General features: G+C 68.2%; 17 protein-coding genes. 5 read left to right on the top strand and 12 right to left on the bottom strand.

The features are described from left to right. Window positions 1–7: 7 nt before the first annotated feature. From PYV00_RS12970 to PYV00_RS12960, 3 genes are all read right to left on the bottom strand, one after another. Window positions 8–1669, bottom strand: coding sequence for a type II and III secretion system protein family protein (locus tag PYV00_RS12970; RefSeq protein WP_275228691.1), 1662 nt, complete (start codon window positions 1667–1669; stop codon window positions 8–10). Next, on the bottom strand, window positions 1669–2715 hold the full coding sequence (gene cpaB, locus PYV00_RS12965) for a Flp pilus assembly protein CpaB (RefSeq protein ID WP_275228690.1): 1047 nt from the start codon (window positions 2713–2715) through the stop codon (window positions 1669–1671). Before cpaB ends, PYV00_RS12970 begins: the two co-directional genes overlap by 1 nt. A gap of 70 nt (window positions 2716–2785) precedes the next feature. Next, window positions 2786–3457, bottom strand: coding sequence for an A24 family peptidase (locus PYV00_RS12960; RefSeq protein ID WP_275228689.1), 672 nt, complete (start codon window positions 3455–3457; stop codon window positions 2786–2788). 124 nt (window positions 3458–3581) lie between these two features. Here PYV00_RS12960 and PYV00_RS12955 point away from each other — a divergent pair, with 124 nt between their 5' ends. The 3 genes from PYV00_RS12955 (at window position 3582) to PYV00_RS12945 (ending at window position 5901) form a co-directional block, all read left to right on the top strand. Further along, window positions 3582–4556: an alpha/beta fold hydrolase gene (locus PYV00_RS12955; RefSeq protein WP_275228688.1), complete on the top strand. Its 975-nt coding sequence runs from the start codon at window positions 3582–3584 to the stop codon at window positions 4554–4556. Window positions 4557–4561: 5 nt separating this feature from the next. Then, on the top strand, window positions 4562–5647 hold the full coding sequence (locus tag PYV00_RS12950; protein WP_275228687.1) for an NAD(P)/FAD-dependent oxidoreductase: 1086 nt from the start codon (window positions 4562–4564) through the stop codon (window positions 5645–5647). 71 nt (window positions 5648–5718) lie between these two features. Beyond that, window positions 5719–5901: a YegP family protein gene (locus PYV00_RS12945; RefSeq protein ID WP_275228686.1), complete on the top strand. Its 183-nt coding sequence runs from the start codon at window positions 5719–5721 to the stop codon at window positions 5899–5901. Window positions 5902–5941: 40 nt separating this feature from the next. On the opposite strand, the gene rnhA is transcribed toward PYV00_RS12945, so the two are convergent. Genes rnhA through ispH form a run of 3 tightly spaced genes read right to left on the bottom strand, consistent with a single transcriptional unit; the run spans window position 5942 to window position 8362 of the window. Further along, window positions 5942–6388 (bottom strand): ribonuclease HI, encoded by a 447-nt coding sequence (rnhA, locus tag PYV00_RS12940; protein WP_275228685.1) that lies wholly within the window; start codon window positions 6386–6388, stop codon window positions 5942–5944. 14 nt (window positions 6389–6402) lie between these two features. After that, window positions 6403–7389, bottom strand: coding sequence for a homoserine kinase (gene thrB, locus PYV00_RS12935; protein WP_275228684.1), 987 nt, complete (start codon window positions 7387–7389; stop codon window positions 6403–6405). A gap of 13 nt (window positions 7390–7402) precedes the next feature. After that, window positions 7403–8362 carry a 4-hydroxy-3-methylbut-2-enyl diphosphate reductase gene (ispH, locus tag PYV00_RS12930; RefSeq protein WP_275228683.1) on the bottom strand — a complete coding sequence of 320 codons (960 nt, stop codon included), beginning with the start codon at window positions 8360–8362 and terminating at the stop codon, window positions 7403–7405. 68 nt (window positions 8363–8430) lie between these two features. On the opposite strand from ispH, the gene PYV00_RS12925 reads away from it, so the two are divergent. Beyond that, entirely contained in the window at window positions 8431–9090 is a 660-nt protein-coding gene (locus tag PYV00_RS12925) for a hypothetical protein (RefSeq protein WP_275228682.1), read from the top strand. Here PYV00_RS12925 and PYV00_RS12920 read toward each other — a convergent pair. The 6 genes from PYV00_RS12920 to PYV00_RS12895 all read right to left on the bottom strand — a co-directional run bounded on the left by PYV00_RS12920 (window position 9072) and on the right by PYV00_RS12895 (window position 12707). After that, window positions 9072–9866: a lysophospholipid acyltransferase family protein gene (locus PYV00_RS12920; protein ID WP_275228681.1), complete on the bottom strand. Its 795-nt coding sequence runs from the start codon at window positions 9864–9866 to the stop codon at window positions 9072–9074. The two genes, PYV00_RS12925 and PYV00_RS12920, sit on opposite strands and share 19 nt — an antisense overlap. 1 nt (window position 9867) lies before the next feature. Continuing rightward, the gene (locus PYV00_RS12915) at window positions 9868–10299 is read right to left on the bottom strand and encodes a Fur family transcriptional regulator (RefSeq protein ID WP_275228680.1); all 432 of its coding nucleotides are present in this window, start codon (window positions 10297–10299) and stop codon (window positions 9868–9870) included. Between the two features lie 85 nt (window positions 10300–10384). Continuing rightward, window positions 10385–10828 (bottom strand): MucR family transcriptional regulator, encoded by a 444-nt coding sequence (locus tag PYV00_RS12910; protein WP_275228679.1) that lies wholly within the window; start codon window positions 10826–10828, stop codon window positions 10385–10387. A gap of 175 nt (window positions 10829–11003) precedes the next feature. Further along, a complete protein-coding gene (locus PYV00_RS12905) occupies window positions 11004–11477 on the bottom strand; it encodes a GNAT family N-acetyltransferase (RefSeq protein ID WP_275228678.1) in 474 nt (157 codons plus the stop codon). Further along, window positions 11477–12097, bottom strand: a complete 621-nt coding sequence (gene tsaB / locus PYV00_RS12900) for a tRNA (adenosine(37)-N6)-threonylcarbamoyltransferase complex dimerization subunit type 1 TsaB (RefSeq protein WP_275228677.1) — start codon at window positions 12095–12097, stop codon at window positions 11477–11479. The genes PYV00_RS12905 and tsaB overlap by 1 nt, the downstream gene beginning before the upstream one ends. A 34-nt stretch (window positions 12098–12131) precedes the next feature. Beyond that, window positions 12132–12707, bottom strand: coding sequence for a NifU family protein (locus PYV00_RS12895; RefSeq protein ID WP_275228676.1), 576 nt, complete (start codon window positions 12705–12707; stop codon window positions 12132–12134). Between the two features lie 147 nt (window positions 12708–12854). Here PYV00_RS12895 and PYV00_RS12890 point away from each other — a divergent pair, with 147 nt between their 5' ends. After that, window positions 12855–15776, top strand: coding sequence for a M16 family metallopeptidase (locus PYV00_RS12890; protein WP_275228675.1), 2922 nt, complete (start codon window positions 12855–12857; stop codon window positions 15774–15776). The last annotated feature ends 28 nt before the right edge of the window (window positions 15777–15804 follow it).

The following is a 15804-nucleotide window of genomic DNA, read 5'->3' as shown; positions in this document are numbered from 1 at the left end:
GCCTCTCTCACTTCAGGTTGAAACCGGGCGCGGCATCGGCGGCTTCGGCCTGCCGGGCGGCCTTGCCCTTCTTCTTCGCCTTGCCGCTGTCGCCGGCATCGCCCAGCCCGGGCGCGGGGGACGGAGTCTGCGCGGGCGCGGCGCTCGGCGCCGGGCGGTCGCCACGCGGGCCCGATACGCCGTCGCTTTCCATGTTGCCCAGCAGGCGCTGCAATTCGTTCGGCGCCTTGAAGCCGTCGGTGGGCAGCTTGATGTCGCTGGCGTTGACCGGGTTGACCAGGTACGGCGTCACCACGATCACCAGCTCGGTCTCGCCCTTGCGGTAGCTGGTCGAGCGGAACAGCGAGCCCAGGATCGGCAAGTCGCCGGCGCCCGGAGTCTTGTCGATCGTGTTCTGCGACTTGTTGCTCATCAGCCCGGCGATCATGAAGCTCTGGCCCGAACCCAGCTCGATCGTGGTTTCGGCGCGGCGGATGGTCAGCGCCGGGACCTGGAAGCCGTTCAGCGTCACCGCGCCTTCGCTCGACAGCTCGGACACTTCGGGCCGCACGCGCAGCGAGATGCGCCCGTTGGCCAGCACCGTGGGCGCATAGGACAGGCTGACACCATATTTCTTGTATTCGATCGCGGTGGTGCCCAGGCCCTGGCTGATCGGGATCGGATATTCGCCGCCGGCCAGGAACTCGGCCGTCTCGCCCGAGAGCGCGGTGAGGTTGGGCTGTGCCAGCGTCGTCACCAGACCCACCGTTTCGGCCAGGTCGAGCGCGCTGAGCAGGTCCACGCCGGCGATCTTGCCGGCAAGGCCCAGCGTGGTGGCATCCTTGAGCGGGTTGAACGCATAGCTGGTGCCGCCGGTGATGAACTTGCCGGTCTGCGGGTCGAACGGCAGCGACAGCGACTTGGCCGGCAGGCCATAGAGCGAGGACGCATCGAGCATGGGCAGCTTCGACGTGTCGATCGCCCCGATCGTGCCGGCGCCGCGCCCGCGCGACAGGCCGAAGGTGAAGCCGCCGGTCAGGTCGCGCGTGACGAGGTTGGAGCCGATCTCGCGCACCAGCGTGCGGCTGACTTCGGCGAAACGGACCTGCAGGTTGACTTGCAGCGGCGTCGCCATGCGCAGCCGGCTGATGACATTGGCCTTTTCGCCGACATAGGCCTGCACCAGCCGTTCGGCCTCGGCCGCGTCTTCGGGCGCCTTGACGGTGCCGGTCAGCAGGAAGGTGTTGGTGCCCATCGTGGAAACGCCGATCTGCGCGTCGGGCATGGCCAGGCGCAGCATCGTGTCGACGCTGTCGAGGTTCGAGCCGACGCGGACGTTGGCCGACCAGATCACCGTGCCGGTGCCGTTGCTGGCATAGACCGTGGTGGTGCCCCCGCTCTTGCCGAAGACGTAGAACTGGTTGGCCGACTTGACCTGGACGTCGGCGACCTGATCGTTAGCGACGAAGACGTCGGCCATGCTGCCGGGTACGTTGACGAGCTGGCCGTTGCCGATCGACAGCGAGATATCCTGCGCCGGGCGGACCACCGATTGCGCGGCGGCCGGAGCGGCGCCCAGGCCCGCCAGCGGCGCGACCCAGCAGGCGGCGCCCAGCATTGTCCTGATGAGACGGGATTTCATGTTCGTGCCCTTCGTGGCGATGAAATGCGTGGGATCGTGCCTTGCCATCAGTTCTTCCCCACCGGCTCGTCGGTGGTCGACTTGCCGCGCGTGACGCGGACGACCGGGCCTGTCGGGACGGGAGCGGCGCTGACCGAGGCGCCACGGTTCATCATCGTGGCGCGCGAGGCATAAGCGCTCAAGGCGCGCGTGGCGGCTTGCGCGGCGGCCTGTTCGGCGGTCATCGGGCGGGTGGAGCGCTGGAAGCGCGAGACGTCGCCGCCGGTGACATACGTGGTCGCGCCTTCGATCGGGCGGTTCGCCGCCTGGCGCAGGAACTGTTCCTCTTCTTCCTTGCTCGCGCCTTCGGGCAGCTTGACGTCGCCGCTGGCGAGGATCTGGTCGAACTGGCCCTGGTTGTCGGCCAGCGAGCGCAGCGAGAGGCTGAGCGTGCCGATGGTCTGCGCGACGGCGACCTTTTCGGCGATGCGCGGCGTCACTTCCAGCGTGACGGTGCGGAAGGCGTGGACCACGGTCTTGCCGTCGACGGTCTCGGATTCGGTCGACTGGTCGGTGGCGAGCACCCGCAAGTTGCGCAGGATCGTCTCGGAGGTCTTGAGCGCATCGCCTTCGGCGCCCTTAACTGCCTGCGTCAGCACCAGGTCGACCCGGTCGCCCGGAAACACGAAGCCGCCAACGCCCGTCTTGGCCGAAACCGGGATCGTCACCGCGCGCATTCCGGGGCCGAGCGCGGCGGCCAGGAAGCCGCGATCGCCCGGCGCGACCAGCGCGCCTTGCGTCACCGGCTGGCCGGCGGTGATGGGGAAGCGCACGACCGTGCCCAGCATCTTGGCCATGTCGGCCTCGCCATCGAGGAAGTAGGCATCCTTGACGAGTTCCTTGGGCCAGTCCTGGAACGCCACGGAATCGGCCGTGATGATCGTGCCGACCGGCAAGGCGCGCTGCGCGACAAGCACCTTGGGGCCCTTGGGCACGGTAGCGACGGCCCCGGCCTCGGGTGTGGAAGCGCCCAGCCACAGCGTTCGCGCCGCGAAGGCCGCGCCGGTCGCGATGACCAGCGCCACGATCAGCAGCAGCAGCTTCTTCTTGTCCATGGCTAAGCCAGCCCCCTAGAAATCCGCATGTTCGAGTGCGCAAACTCGGACAAATTGGTTAAAATCCAGTTCACCCAACTCCGTGCATCAACGGAGGTGCGTATAAATACTGATCGGCCATCACCCAGAGCGCGGCCACGGTGATCGCCACGCCATAGGGAATCGGCAGGCGCGATTTCTGCCGGCGCATGATGTGCGCCATGCCGAACAGGAAGATCGCGAGCGCCGCAGCCACCAGCAGCCAGACCATCCAGGCATCGGGGATCAGCCGCTCGATCGCGGCGAGCCCTTGCGGGGTGACGATCGGCCGGCCAGTGCCCAGCGCGAAGGTCACGGCGGCGGCGAGCACGACCCAGGCGGCCGCCGCGACGATCGCGATGCCATCGCGCAAGCTCTCGCCGGGCTGGCGGCGCATGTTGCAGGCGGCCGCGGCGATCGAGGCGCCGCCGCCCACCACCGCCATCATGACGACCAGCTGCGCGAAGCTTTCGGGCACGAACCACAGCGCCAGCGCGGTGAGCAGCTTGACGTCGCCGCCGCCCATCTGCCGGGCCACGAACAGCCCGCAGGCGACCAGGAACGTCACGCCAGCCAGCAGGATCTGGAAACCGATGGCGGCCCAGCCAAGGCCGGTGGCGAACCAGAACAGCGGCGCGCCCAGCGCGATCGCCAGGTTCAGCCCGTTGCCGATGCGGCGGCGTTTGAGGTCGGTAAAGGCCGCGATCAGGAGCGCGGTTGCCAATGCCGCGAGCAATGCGTACGACAAAATTCCGCCTTGCATCTTCGAGAGTCCCCCTGATGGGGAACGCTCTACCGACGATCGCTTACCAAACAGTAACCACCTCCCAGAGCCCGTTGTTCATCACGTGATCCAGGCCCATCGCGACGAGACCGGCCCGTTCGACCGCAGGGCGATCCCGGCGGGCGCGATCGAGAGCCGCTGGCACGCAGCCGACGGTGAGGCGATCCGCCGGATCGACTGGCTGCTGCCGCGCGGCGGCGGCCGGGGATCGCTGCTGTTCCTGCCGGGGCGCGGCGACTGCTACGAGAAATACCTCGAAACGCTGGACCAGTGGCATGGCGAGGGCTGGCGCGTCACCGCGATGGACTGGCGCGGGCAGGCGCTGTCGGGCCGGCTGGGGGCTGACGGGACAACGGGCCATGTCGCGGATTTCGCGGTGTGGGTGGAGGATCTGGCCGCGTTCTGGGCGCACTGGCGCGCGTCCACGCCGGCCCCGCACGTGCTGGTCGCGCATTCGATGGGCGGGCACATCGCCTTGCGCGCGCTGGCCGAGCGCCGCGTCGATCCGGCCGCCGTGGTGCTGACCGCGCCGATGCTGGGCCTTTTGCCGCAATGGGCGCCCGCGCGCCTGCTGCATCCGCTGGCGCGGCTGATCGCCGGGCTGGGCGATCCGCGCCGGCCGGCGTGGACGGCCAGCGAAAAGCCCGGCGCGCGGCCGCTGGAGCGTGACCGGCTGCTGACGCATGACCAGGCGCGCTATGCCGACGAAGCCTGGTGGCGCGAGCAGCGGCCGGGCCTTGCCATGGGCCCGGCGAGCTGGGGCTGGATCGCGCAGGCGCTCGCCTCGATCCGCCTGCTCGAACGGCCCGGCGTGCTCGAAGCGATCCCGACGCCGGTGCTGATCCTGGCGACCCGCGCCGATGGCCTGGTCTCCTATCGCGCCGCGCGCCGCGCCGCCGAGCGGATGCCGCGCGCGCAGCTCGTCAGCTTCGGGGCGGAAGCGCGGCACGAGATTCTGCGCGAGGCCGATCCGGTGCGAGACCGCGCGCTCGATGCGATCGCGGACTTTCTCGATCGCATGGCGCCGATCGTGGACTGAGGATGATGACGCAGCATTTCGATATCGCGATCGTCGGCGCCGGCATGGCCGGAGCCTCGCTGGCCGCCGCGCTGCAAGGCCGCGCGCGCGTGGCCGTGCTGGAGGCCGAGGACCGGCCCGGCTACCACACCACCGGCCGCTCCGCCGCGTTCTGGACCGAGAGCTATGGTGGGCCGGGCGTCCAGCCGCTGACCACGGCCTCTGGCCCGATGCTGCGCGCGCTGGGGATGCTCTCGCCGCGCGCCGCGCTCACGCTGGGCCGCGCCGATCAGGCGGACGAAGTCGCCGCGTTCGCGCGCGAATACGCGGCGCTGGGCGTGGAAGTCATATCGCTGGACCGCGCCGGGATCGCGGCGCGGGTGCAGGGGCTGCGGCCGGGCTGGACCTGCGGCGTGATCGAGCCGAGCTGCTGCGACATCGACGTGGCCGGGCTGCACCAGCACTATTTGGCCCAGGCCCGGCGGCAGGGCGCCGAGATCTTCTGCCGGGCCGCGCTGGCCGGCGCCGCGCGCACCGATCGCGGCTGGACGCTCGCGCTTGGCGATGGCCGGCGGATCGGCTGCGACCTGCTGGTGAACGCGGCCGGTGCCTGGGCCGATCCGGTGGCGGGCATGGCCGGCCTGCGACCCATCGGCGTGACGCCCTATCGCCGCACGATCGCCCAGCTTTCGGTCTCGCCGCCGGTGCCGGCCGATCTTCCGCTGGTGCTCGACATTGCCGGGCAGTTCTATTTCAAGCCGGAATCGGGCCGTCTCTGGCTCAGCCCGCATGACGAGACGCCAAGCCCGCCGTGCGATGCCGCCGCCGAGGAGATCGACATCGCCATCGCCATCGACCGTTTCGCGCAAGTGGTCGACTGGACGATCGAACGGGTCGAGCATCGCTGGGCGGGCCTGCGCAGCTTCGCGCCGGACCGGCTGCCGGTCTACGGCTTCGATCCGGCAGAGCCGCGCTTCTTCTGGTTCGCCGGGCAAGGCGGCTTCGGCATCCAGACCGCGCCCGCCGCCGCCGAACTGGCCGCGCGGCTGCTGCTGGGCGAGCACGGGGGGCCGATCGACCCTGTGCCTTACGCGCCGGGGCGGTTTTCATAAGGCGCGCGCGGTTCTATTAACCACGCCGTCCGGGTGACGCGACTCGGACCCTGATCGCAGAGGAATCCCAGATGGCGCACCGCTTCGAAATCCGGCAGAACAAGAAGGGCGAATATGTCGCCTATTTCTGCTATAACGCCGAAACGATGTTCTGGACCGAAGGCTATGCCAGCAAGGCCAGCGCCAGGAACGCGATCGAATCGATCCTGAAGAACGGCCCCGGCGCCGAGATCGTCGACACCACCGTCGAATAAACCGCCAGATAATCGGGGCCGAACGGTTCCGGCGCGCGTGTCAGCTTCCGGCGCGCGCCACGGCGTCGGCCGCGTCGCTCGCCAGCCGGTCGACGCGTTCGTTCTCGACATGTCCGTTGTGGCCGCGCACCCATTGCCAGTCGATCTTGTGGCGGCGCACCGCGTCGATCAGGTCGTGCCACAGGTCCGCATTGCGCACCGGCTGCTTGCTGGCGTTGATCCAGCCCTTTTTCTGCCAGCCGTGGATCCACTTGGTCATCCCGTCGATGACATAGCGGCTGTCGGTGTAAAGCGTGACTTCGCACGGTTCGATCAGCGCGTTCAGCGCCTTGATCACCGCCGTCATCTCCATGCGGTTGTTGGTGGTCGCCGGGTCGGAGCCGGACATCTCCTTCTCGTGCTTGCCCATGCGCAGCAGCGCGCCCCAGCCACCCGGACCCGGATTGCCCTTGCACGCGCCGTCCGTGAAGATTTCCACTTGCTTCAATGCCCTTCCCGACTTCAATCCGCTTTTCTGAACAGTTCCGAATTGCAGGGGTCGGCGTAGAACTCAAGCCTTCGCGCGAAGGCCATCGGATCTTTCGGCGTCACCAGCGCATCAGCCGGCGTATTCAGCCAATCATAGGCGCGCGTGGCCAAAAACCGCATCGCGGCGCCTCTGGCCAGCAGGGGCAGCGCCTCCCGCTCCGGTCCCGAAATGGGACGAACGGCTTCGTATCCGGTCAGCAAAGCGTGCGACAGATCGGCGCGAAAGCGCGTCCCGTCGTTGCTGAAGCACCAGGCCGCGTGCGTCACCGCGATGTCGTAGGCGGTGATATCGGTGCAGGCGAAATAGAAATCGATCAGCCCGGTCACGGCATCGCCCAGCATCAGCACGTTGTCGGGGAACAGGTCCGCGTGGATCACCCCGCGCGGCAGATCGCGCGGCCAGCGCGCGGCGAGCACGGCCAGCTCCCGCTCGACGATGCCGGCCAGCTCGGGATGGATCGCGCGCAGGCCATCGGCGCCGCAGGCTGAGAGCAGCCCTTGCCAGGCGGCCAGCCCCATCGAATTGGCCCGTTCATGCCCGAAGCCGGCGGCGGCGATATGCACTTGCGCCAGCGCCGCGCCCACCGCGCGCGCCTGGGCCGGCGTGGGCTCGTCCACCGAAACGCCGGGCAGGAACTCGATCAGCGCCAGCGCCTTGCCGTCGTGGTGGCGAAAGGCGCGGTTCTCGCGGTCATGGATCGTGCGCGGCACCGGGCAGCCGCGCGCCGCCAGATGGTCGAGCAGGCCCAGGAAGAACGGCAGGTCGCCTGTCTCCACCCGGCTTTCGTACATCGTCAGGATATAGCGCGTGGCATCGCGGCCCGGCTTTCGCGCCTCGATCAGCCAATTGCTGTTGGACACGCCCTCGGCGATGCCCTTGGCCGAAACCAGCGCGCCGATATCGAATTCCGCGACGATCGCGGAAAGCGCCTCGGCGCCGAGCCTGGTATAGACTGCCATGGAGCCGCGCGCCTCAGCCGACGAGCTGGCGGGGCAGCTTGAACGTGATCCGCTCGCGCGCGGTGACGACTTCCTCGGCCTCCACCGGGCGCAGGCCGCGCAGCCGGGCGAGCACTTCCTCGACCAGTTCCTCGGGCGCGGAAGCGCCGGCGGTGACGCCCAGCGTGGTCACGTCGCTCAGCCAGGCCGGGTCGATATCGGCGCCGCGCTGGATCATGCGGCCGATCGCGCCGGACCGTTCGGCCACTTCGACAAGGCGCAGCGAATTGGAGCTGTTGGGCGCGCCGATCACCAGCACGAGCTGGCAAAGCGGGGCGATCTCCTTCACCGCCGCCTGCCGGTTCGAGGTGGCATAGCAGATGTCTTCCGCCTTGGGCGCGGTGACTTTGGGATAGCGGGCCTGGATCGCGGCGATGATCGCGGCGGTATCGTCGACCGAAAGCGTGGTCTGCGACAGATAGGCAAGCTCGGCATCGGCGGGGAAGGGCAGGGCGGCCACGTCCGCGATGGTTTCGATCAGGGTCATGTTGCCGTCGGGCACCTGCCCGAACGTGCCGATCACCTCGGGATGGCCGGCATGGCCGATGAACAGGATGTGGCGGCCCGCCTCGATCTGGCGTTCGGCCTGGCGGTGCACCTTGCTGACCAGCGGGCAGGTGGCGTCCAGCCATTCCAGCCCGCGCGCGGTGGCGGCGGCGGGCACCGACTTGGGCACGCCGTGCGCGCTGAAGATCACCGGCACGCCATCGGGCACGTCGTCCAGCGTCTCGACGAAGATCGCGCCCTTGGCTTTCAGCCCATCGACCACGAAGCGGTTGTGCACGATCTCGTGCCGCACATAGACCGGCGGGCCATAGCGCACGATCGCGCGTTCGACGATCTCGATGGCGCGGTCCACCCCGGCGCAGAAGCCGCGCGGCGCGGCGATCAGCAGGCGAAGCGGGCGCGGATCGATGGGAAAGGGCGCATTCATATTCGCGCCTCTAGCGCTTTGCCGCTCGCCTCGCTAGGGCAAGCGCAAGCAGACCCGAGGATGTGAGAATGAATGCACGCCGCCTGACCGCAACTGCCCTTTGCGCCGCCACGGTGCTTGTCGGGCTTGGCGGATGCCGCACCAAGGGTGAGATCGTGGTGGACGAAAGCGTCGGCATCACTGCCGTGCGCAGCCGCTGCCCGGCCGTGGGCATCCCGGACTATACCGGCGACGTCACGCTGTTCCGCACCCCGGGAGATAAGACCGCGGACAATATCGACCTGGTCGCGGTGATGACCAATGTGCGCACGCAATGCAACGACAGTGGCGAGAAAGTGGCCGCCACGGTGTCGTTCGACGTGCTGGCGCGGCGCAACGACACGCGCGAGGCGCGCCAGGTGACGCTGCCCTATTTCGTCACCGTGCTGCAGGGCGGCAGCACCGTCACCAGCAAGCGCGTCGGCCGCGTCACCATCGATTTCGCCGCCGGGCAGGACCGGGCGCAAGGCCATGCGCAGGGTGTCGGCTATATCGACCGGGCGGCGGCGACGCTGCCGGCCGAGGTGCGCGATCGCATCATGCGCAAGCGCAAGGCCGGCGACAGCGATGCCGCGATCGATCCGCTGTCCGAACCCGACGTCAAGGCTGCCGTGGCGCGCGCGACGTTCGAGCTGCTGGTCGGCTTCCAGCTCGACGATGGCCAGCTTGCCTACAACGTGACGCGCTGACCGCGGCGCTGGTCCGCCATGGCCTGGGCGATGGCGGCCTGGGCGGCGGCGGCGATCGTCTTGCGGCTGGCCAGCGCTTCGCCGGCCAGCGGCGCCAGCAGATGCACGGTCAGCTGGATCGGCGCGAGCCGCGCGAGGATGCGCAGGAAGTTGTCGAGGCCCGGCTCCTCGCCGACCCAGGCGATATCGGCCGTCTCGGGTCCATAATCCAGCCACACCGGCCTGATCGCGACGCCTTCGGGGACCGGCACCAGCGCGGATAGCAGCGAGGACTTGAAGGCCAGCTGGCCGGTGCCGTCGCTGGTGGTGCCTTCGGGAAACAGCGTCAGCGCGCCGTGATCGCGGATCGCCGCGCGCACCTGACCGACTTGCGCGGCCACGCTGGCGCGGTCATGCCGGGCGACGAAAACGGTTTCGTTGAGCGAGCACAGCCAGCGCAGCGGGCCGATCGCGGCCAGCCCGTCATGCGCGATGAACACCGATCCGGTCGCGCCGGCCAGCGCCGGGATGTCCAGCCAGCTGACGTGATTGGCCAGCAGGAACGCCGATCCCCCGGGGCGCTCGCCCCGGATGGTCATGCGCACGCCGGCCAGCACCGCCACTGCGCCCAGGAACAGGCGCGGTGCCGAATTACGCCGGGTGAACGGCTGGCACAGGTAATAGAGCGTGACGCACAGGCCCAGCGTCAACAGCAGCGCAACCAGCCGCAAGGCCACCAGTGGCCAGCGCCACGCCGCGATCAGCCCTGGCGCCGCGACCGTGCCGGTGGCGGTCACATCAGCCTTCGCTGTCCCCGCGGTCGAGGCGCACGCCGAACAGCTCCATGCGGTGATCGACCAGGCGGAAGCCCAGCCGTTCGGCGATCTGGCGCTGCAGCGCCTCAAGCTCGGGATCGACGAATTCGATGACGTTGCCGGTTTCGACATCGATCATGTGATCGTGATGCGCTTCGGGCGCGGCTTCATAGCGCGCGCGGCCATCGCCGAAATCATGCCGGTCAAGAATGCCCGCTTCCTCGAACAGACGCACCGTGCGGTAGACGGTGGCGATCGAGATGCCCGGGTCGATCGCCGTCGCCCGTTCATGCAGCTTTTCGACATCGGGGTGGTCGTTGCTTTCGGACAGCACGCGCGCGATCACGCGGCGCTGTTCGGTGATCCGCAAGCCACGTTGCGCGCAAAGGGCTTCGATATCGATGGGTTGGTGCACGATTGCCCTTTCGGTGGAAAAAAGCCGCACCCGCCTATTTAGGCGGACGCGGCTCTAATCACAACCGCGCGCATGACGGGTGAGGTCAGGCGGCGGTCTTCGGCTTGCGGCCGCGCCGCGCGTTGGGCTTGCGGCCCAGGCCGATCTTCTTGGCCAGTTCGCGACGCTTCTCGGCGTAATTGGGGGCAACCATGGGATAATCGGCGGGAAGGTTCCAGCGCTGGCGGTATTCTTCCGGCGTCATGTTGTAGTGAGTCATGAGGTGACGCTTGAGCATCTTGAGCTTCTTGCCGTCCTCAAGACAGACGATGTAGTCAGGCTTGACCGAAGCACGGATCGAAACGGCCGGCTCGGGCTTTTCCTGTTCGACCACGACTGCACTGCCAAGGCCGGCGAGCGCGCCGTAAACATTGGTGATCAGGGCGGGGAGGTCTTCAACCGCGACGCTGTTGTTGGCGACATGGGCGGCAACAATGTCCGACGTCAGCGTGATCAGGGTCTCGCTCATGTCGGTTTCGATAGTTTCCATGTTTTTTGGCCTTCTCTGTGCAATCATTTGTGATTTATTGCGACCAGTGGGGGGTGGGTGTGACAAGAGCAAGCCTTGCACAAGCGCGCGTGTAGCTAATTGACGGGAGATTACAAGTTCAATTGCGAAATTCGTGCTGCCAATCCACAACTAGACGCCATGTCCAGCGACAAAGTCAGCCCAACTTCGCCAAGTCGTGCGCGAAGGTAATCGCATCGATCCGATGTCCATCGGGAGTGCGGTAGTAGTCTCGCCGTTCGCCGACTGGTTGAAATCCGCAGGCGGCGTAAAGATACTGCGCGGGATTTCCCTTACGCATTTCAAGAATAATTCGCCCCGCGCCGCGTTCGCGGGCGCGATCGAAAACGGTCTGGAGCATGATGCGGCCCAAGCCGAGGCGACGATACTTTGGCTGCACCGCGAAAAGCAGCAGTTCCTCTTCTTCGTAGCCATAGCGGGTTAGGGAAAAGCCCGCAGTCTCTTCGCCCGGTTCGGCCGGCGATCCTTGCGGGTTGATCAGCAGATAATGGCAATTGCCGATCAGCAGCGCATCCTCGATCTGGCGGCGCGTCCAGGCTTCGCCGAAGGCGGGATCGAAAGCGGCGTGCATCACGTCCATCAAACGGTCGATGTCGTCGCGCGGCGGCATCACGGGGCGCCACCGGGCAGGCGCGCGTCGGGCGCGCGGCCGTAAAGCGGGGTCGTGCGCGCCAGCAGCGCCGTTTCGGGCAGCAGCGCGAAGCAGCGCGCATCGGGCAGGAGGGGCAGCGCCCGGCCATGGCCCCGCGCCGCCACCAGCGCTTCGGCCTGGCTGCCCGCGACGATCTCCTCGGGCGTCGCCGCCACGGCTTCGTCCGGCCGCAGCGAAGCCAGCGGGCGCGGCTCGGCGCCATCGGCCGCGAAGCCCTGGACGAACCATTCGCCGTGGCCGCCGGTCATCGCGACGGCGACCGCCAGCGCGCCTTCGCGCGCGCGCGCCATGGCCGCGACCAGCGCCAGCGTGGGATAGCCGACAAGCTGGGCCTGCCAGACGAAGGCCAGCGCGCGCGCCGCCGCCAGGCCCACGCGCACGCCGGTGAAGCTGCCGGGGCCCAGCGACAGGGCGATGCGCCCCGCCTGTCCCTTGCCGGGCAGGCGAGCGATCATCGGCACGAGCTGTTCGGCATGGCCGCGCCCCAGCACCCGATACTCCCCGGCGATGCAATCATCGCCTTCCAGAAGCGCGACCGAACAGGCTTCGGTCGCGCTGTCGATCACCAGTGTCCGCATCGCCGTGCGCCGGGCCCCCCGCCGGGATCAGGGTTCAGGCGGCGCGCACTTCGGTCACTTCGGGGACATAGTGCTTGAGCAGCCCTTCGATCCCGTGCTTGAGCGTCGCCGTCGAGGAAGGACAGCCCGAGCAGGCGCCCTGCATCGACAGGTAGACCACGCCTTCGCGAAAGCCGCGATAGATGATGTCGCCGCCATCGTTGGCGACGGCGGGGCGCACGCGCGTTTCGATCAGATCCTTGATCTGCGCGACGATATCGGCGTCGGCCGGATCGTCGCCCTCGGCCTCCTCATCGGCGGGCACCGCGATCGCGCCGGCATCGCCGCCCGCGAAGAGCGGCGCGCCCGAAGCGAAGTGATCGAGCAGGATCGCCACCACTTGCGGCTTGAGTCCGGGCCATTCGACACCGGGCCCGGCCGTTACCGAAATGAATTCCTGGCCGAAGAACACGCCGGTCACGTCGCCCAGATCGAACAGGGCTTCGGCCAGGGGCGAAGCGCTGGCCGCCTCGGGCGTGGCGAATTCGCGCGTGCCCGCGCTCATCACCTGCCGGCCGGGCAGGAATTTCAGCGTGGCGGGGTTGGGCGTGGTTTCGGTTTCTATGAACATGGTGCCAACGATTTAGGCCGTGTTGGGGGTGCGTCAAGGGCGCGCGCCCGGCGCGGTTCGCCGGCCAGGCCGCCGCCGGGCCACGGGCGCGGCCAATCGCGCGCCTATTCACTGGCCCTTAAGGACATGGCCCCCTATACGATGCGGATGCAAAAGATTTCGCGCGCCGCCAGCACGCTCGCCTGCCTCCTCCTTCTTGTCCAGACCCCGATCCAGCCGGCGATCGCGCAATCGCGCGCGGCTTCGGCCGGCACGGCCCCGGCGCAGGATGCGGTTCCCTGGCTTTACAAGAACAGCGACGTTCCGCCCGATCGCGAATGGAACTTCGGCGAACTGCCCAACGGATTGCGTTATGCCACGCGCAGCAACGGCGTGCCGCCGGGGCAGGTTTCGATCCGCATCCGCGTCGATGCCGGCTCGCTTTACGAGACCGATGCCGAACGCGGCTATGCGCATTTCCTGGAACATCTGCTGTTCCGCCAGTCGAAATACATCGCCGAAGGCACCGCGATCGCCACGTTCCAGCGGCTGGGTGCCTCGTTCGGCAGCGATACCAATGCCGAGACGACGACGACGCAGACCGTTTTCAAGCTCGACTTGCCCGATGCCACGCCGGCCTCGCTGGACGAGACCTTCAAGCTGCTTTCGGGCATGGTCACGGCGCCGACGCTGAGCGCGTCGAACCTCAAGTCCGACTTGCCGATCGTGCTCGCCGAAATGCGTGAGCGCGGCGGGGCGGCCAAGCGCGTGCAGGATACGATGCAGCAAGTGTTCTATGCTGGCCAGCCGCTGGCCGAACGCTCGCCCATCGGGACGGTCGAGACGCTCCAGGCGGCGACGCCGCAATCGGTGCGCGCCTTCTACCAGCGCTGGTACCGGCCGGCGAACGTGACGGTGATCGTCGCCGGCGATGCCGAGCCGGCGGTGCTGGCCGAATATGTGCGCAAGTGGTTTTCCGGCTGGAAAGTGCCGGGCAAGCCCGCGCCGGCGCCGAGCTTCGGCGATCCGGTCGCCCCCGCCGACGCGGACCTGAACAATCCGGTAGGCAAGACCGAGGTGATCGTCGAGCCCGATCTGCCCGCCTCGATGACTTACGCGATCCTGCGCCCGTGGCGGCAGGTCAACGATACCATCGTCTATAACCAGGGGCTGATGACCGACGCGCTGGCGCAGGCGATCATCAATCGCCGGCTGGAATCGAAAGCACGGATGGGCGGCAGTTTCCTGACCGCGCAAGTCAACCAGGACGATGTCGCCCGTTCGGCCGACGCGACTTTCGTGGCGGTGACGCCGCTGGGCGACGACTGGCGCGCGGCGCTGCGCGATGTGCGCGCGGTGATCGCCGATGCGCTGGCCAATCCGCCGACGCAGGAAGAGATCGACCGCGAGATCGCCGAGCTGGAAGTGGCCTTCCAGGTGCCGGTCGAACAGCGCCGCCTGCTGCCGGGCGCCAAGCTGGCCGACGATCTGGTCAACGCGCTCGATATCCGCGAAACCGTGGCCGGGCCCGAGGACGTGCTGCGCATCTTTCGCGAATCGAAGCCGCTGTTCACCCCCGCCGCCGTGCTGCAGCACACGCGCGAGCTGTTCACCGGCACCGTCACGCGCGGGCTGTTCATCACCCAGAAGGAAGGCACCGCCACCGATGCCGCCGTCCGCCAGGCGCTGCTCGATCCGGTGCAGCCCGATACGCGGGTGCGGCTGGCCGGCCCGCCGATCTCGTTCGATGGGCTGCCCGCGATCGGCCAGCCGGGGCGCGTCGCCGCGATCACCGGCACCGGCCTGCTCGATATCGAGCAGGTCGAGTTCGCCAACGGCGTCAAGGTGCTGCTCTGGCCCGTGCAGGAAGAGCCGGGCCGGGTGATGGTGAAAGTCCGCTTCGGCGGCGGCTATCGCGAGATCAAGCCGCAGGACGCGCCTTACCTGACGCTGGGCCAGATGGCGCTGGTCGGCGCGGGCGTGGCGACGCTGGGCCAGGAAGAGCTGGACCGTGTGGCCACCGGCCGCAAGCTGGGCTTCGATTTCGACGTGAAGGATGCCGCTTTCGAATTCTCGGCCGAAACGCGGCCGGCCGATCTGGCCGACCAGCTTTACCTGTTCGCCGCCAAGCTGGCGATGCCGCGCTGGGACGTGAACCCGGTGCTGCGCGCCAAGGCGGCCGCCAAGATCCAGTACGAGGCTTTCGCCACCTCGCCGCAAGGCGTGCTCAACCGCGACTTGCAGTTCTACCAGCGCGGGCAGGACAAGCGCTTCGAAACGCCGACTCCGGCCGAGATCGACCGGACCACGACCGAGGGCTTCAAGCGGGTGTGGAGCGAGGCGCTGAACAGCGGCCCGGTGGAAGTGCAGATCTTCGGCGATTTCGACAAGACCGCCGCGATCGCCGCGCTGCAGAAGACCTTCGGCGCGCTCAAGCCGCGCCAGCCGGCGCCGATGACCGCCGCCTCGGCCGAGATCGCCGAGCCGCGTCCTTCCGACACGCCGGTGGTGCTGACCCATCGCGGCGATCCCGATCAGGCGGCGGCGATCATTTCCTGGCCGACCGGCGGCGGATCGGTGGGCATCCCGGAATCGCGCCAGCTTGAGATCCTGACGCAGCTTTTCACCAACCGGCTGATGGACGCGGTGCGCGAGAAGCTGGGGGTCAGCTATGCGCCTTACGTCTTCTCGACCTGGCCGGTGGACCTGAAGGCCGGCGGCTCGATCACCGCGATGGCGCAGCTTTCGCCCTCGGCGGTGCCGGTGTTCTTCCAGACCGCCGACGAGATCGCGCAGGATCTGATCACCGATCCGCCCACGGCCGACGAACTGGCCCGCGTGATCGAGCCGTTGCGCCAGCAGGTGACGCGCGCCGCCTCCAGCTCCGCCTTCTTCATGGGGCAGATCGAAGGGGCGACCAGCGATCCCTCGCGCATTTCCACCGTGCGCACGGTCCTGACCGACTATACCCAGACCTCGCCCGAGAAGATGCAGGAACTGGCGGCGCGCTATCTGGGCAAGGACAACAGCTGGCGGCTGGAAGTGGTGCCCGAGCAGAAGGGCGTCGCGGCGGTCGCCGCGCGCCGGTAGCGCCGGATTGGCCTTCGGGAATTACCCC

The sequence above is a fragment of the Novosphingobium album (ex Liu et al. 2023) genome, from assembly GCF_029076845.1.
In the GTDB taxonomy this organism is placed as follows: domain Bacteria; phylum Pseudomonadota; class Alphaproteobacteria; order Sphingomonadales; family Sphingomonadaceae; genus Novosphingobium.
This window is presented reverse-complemented; position numbering and strand designations above follow the sequence as displayed.

Excerpts from the sequence above, each read along its gene's own strand:
- PYV00_RS12910 (WP_275228679.1), bottom strand. The coding sequence starts at position 10,828 with ATGGAAACTATCGAAACCGACATGAGCGAGACCCTGATCACGCTGACG.
- PYV00_RS12945 (WP_275228686.1), top strand. The coding sequence starts at position 5,719 with ATGGCGCACCGCTTCGAAATCCGGCAGAACAAGAAGGGCGAATATGTC.
- PYV00_RS12950 (WP_275228687.1), top strand. The coding sequence starts at position 4,562 with ATGACGCAGCATTTCGATATCGCGATCGTCGGCGCCGGCATGGCCGGA.
- ispH (WP_275228683.1), bottom strand. The coding sequence starts at position 8,362 with ATGAATGCGCCCTTTCCCATCGATCCGCGCCCGCTTCGCCTGCTGATC.
- PYV00_RS12970 (WP_275228691.1), bottom strand. The coding sequence starts at position 1,669 with ATGGCAAGGCACGATCCCACGCATTTCATCGCCACGAAGGGCACGAAC.
- tsaB (WP_275228677.1), bottom strand. The coding sequence starts at position 12,097 with ATGCGGACACTGGTGATCGACAGCGCGACCGAAGCCTGTTCGGTCGCG.
- PYV00_RS12905 (WP_275228678.1), bottom strand. The coding sequence starts at position 11,477 with ATGCCGCCGCGCGACGACATCGACCGTTTGATGGACGTGATGCACGCC.
- PYV00_RS12925 (WP_275228682.1), top strand. The coding sequence starts at position 8,431 with ATGAATGCACGCCGCCTGACCGCAACTGCCCTTTGCGCCGCCACGGTG.
- cpaB (WP_275228690.1), bottom strand. The coding sequence starts at position 2,715 with ATGGACAAGAAGAAGCTGCTGCTGCTGATCGTGGCGCTGGTCATCGCG.
- PYV00_RS12890 (WP_275228675.1), top strand. The coding sequence starts at position 12,855 with ATGCAAAAGATTTCGCGCGCCGCCAGCACGCTCGCCTGCCTCCTCCTT.
- thrB (WP_275228684.1), bottom strand. The coding sequence starts at position 7,389 with ATGGCAGTCTATACCAGGCTCGGCGCCGAGGCGCTTTCCGCGATCGTC.
- PYV00_RS12895 (WP_275228676.1), bottom strand. The coding sequence starts at position 12,707 with ATGTTCATAGAAACCGAAACCACGCCCAACCCCGCCACGCTGAAATTC.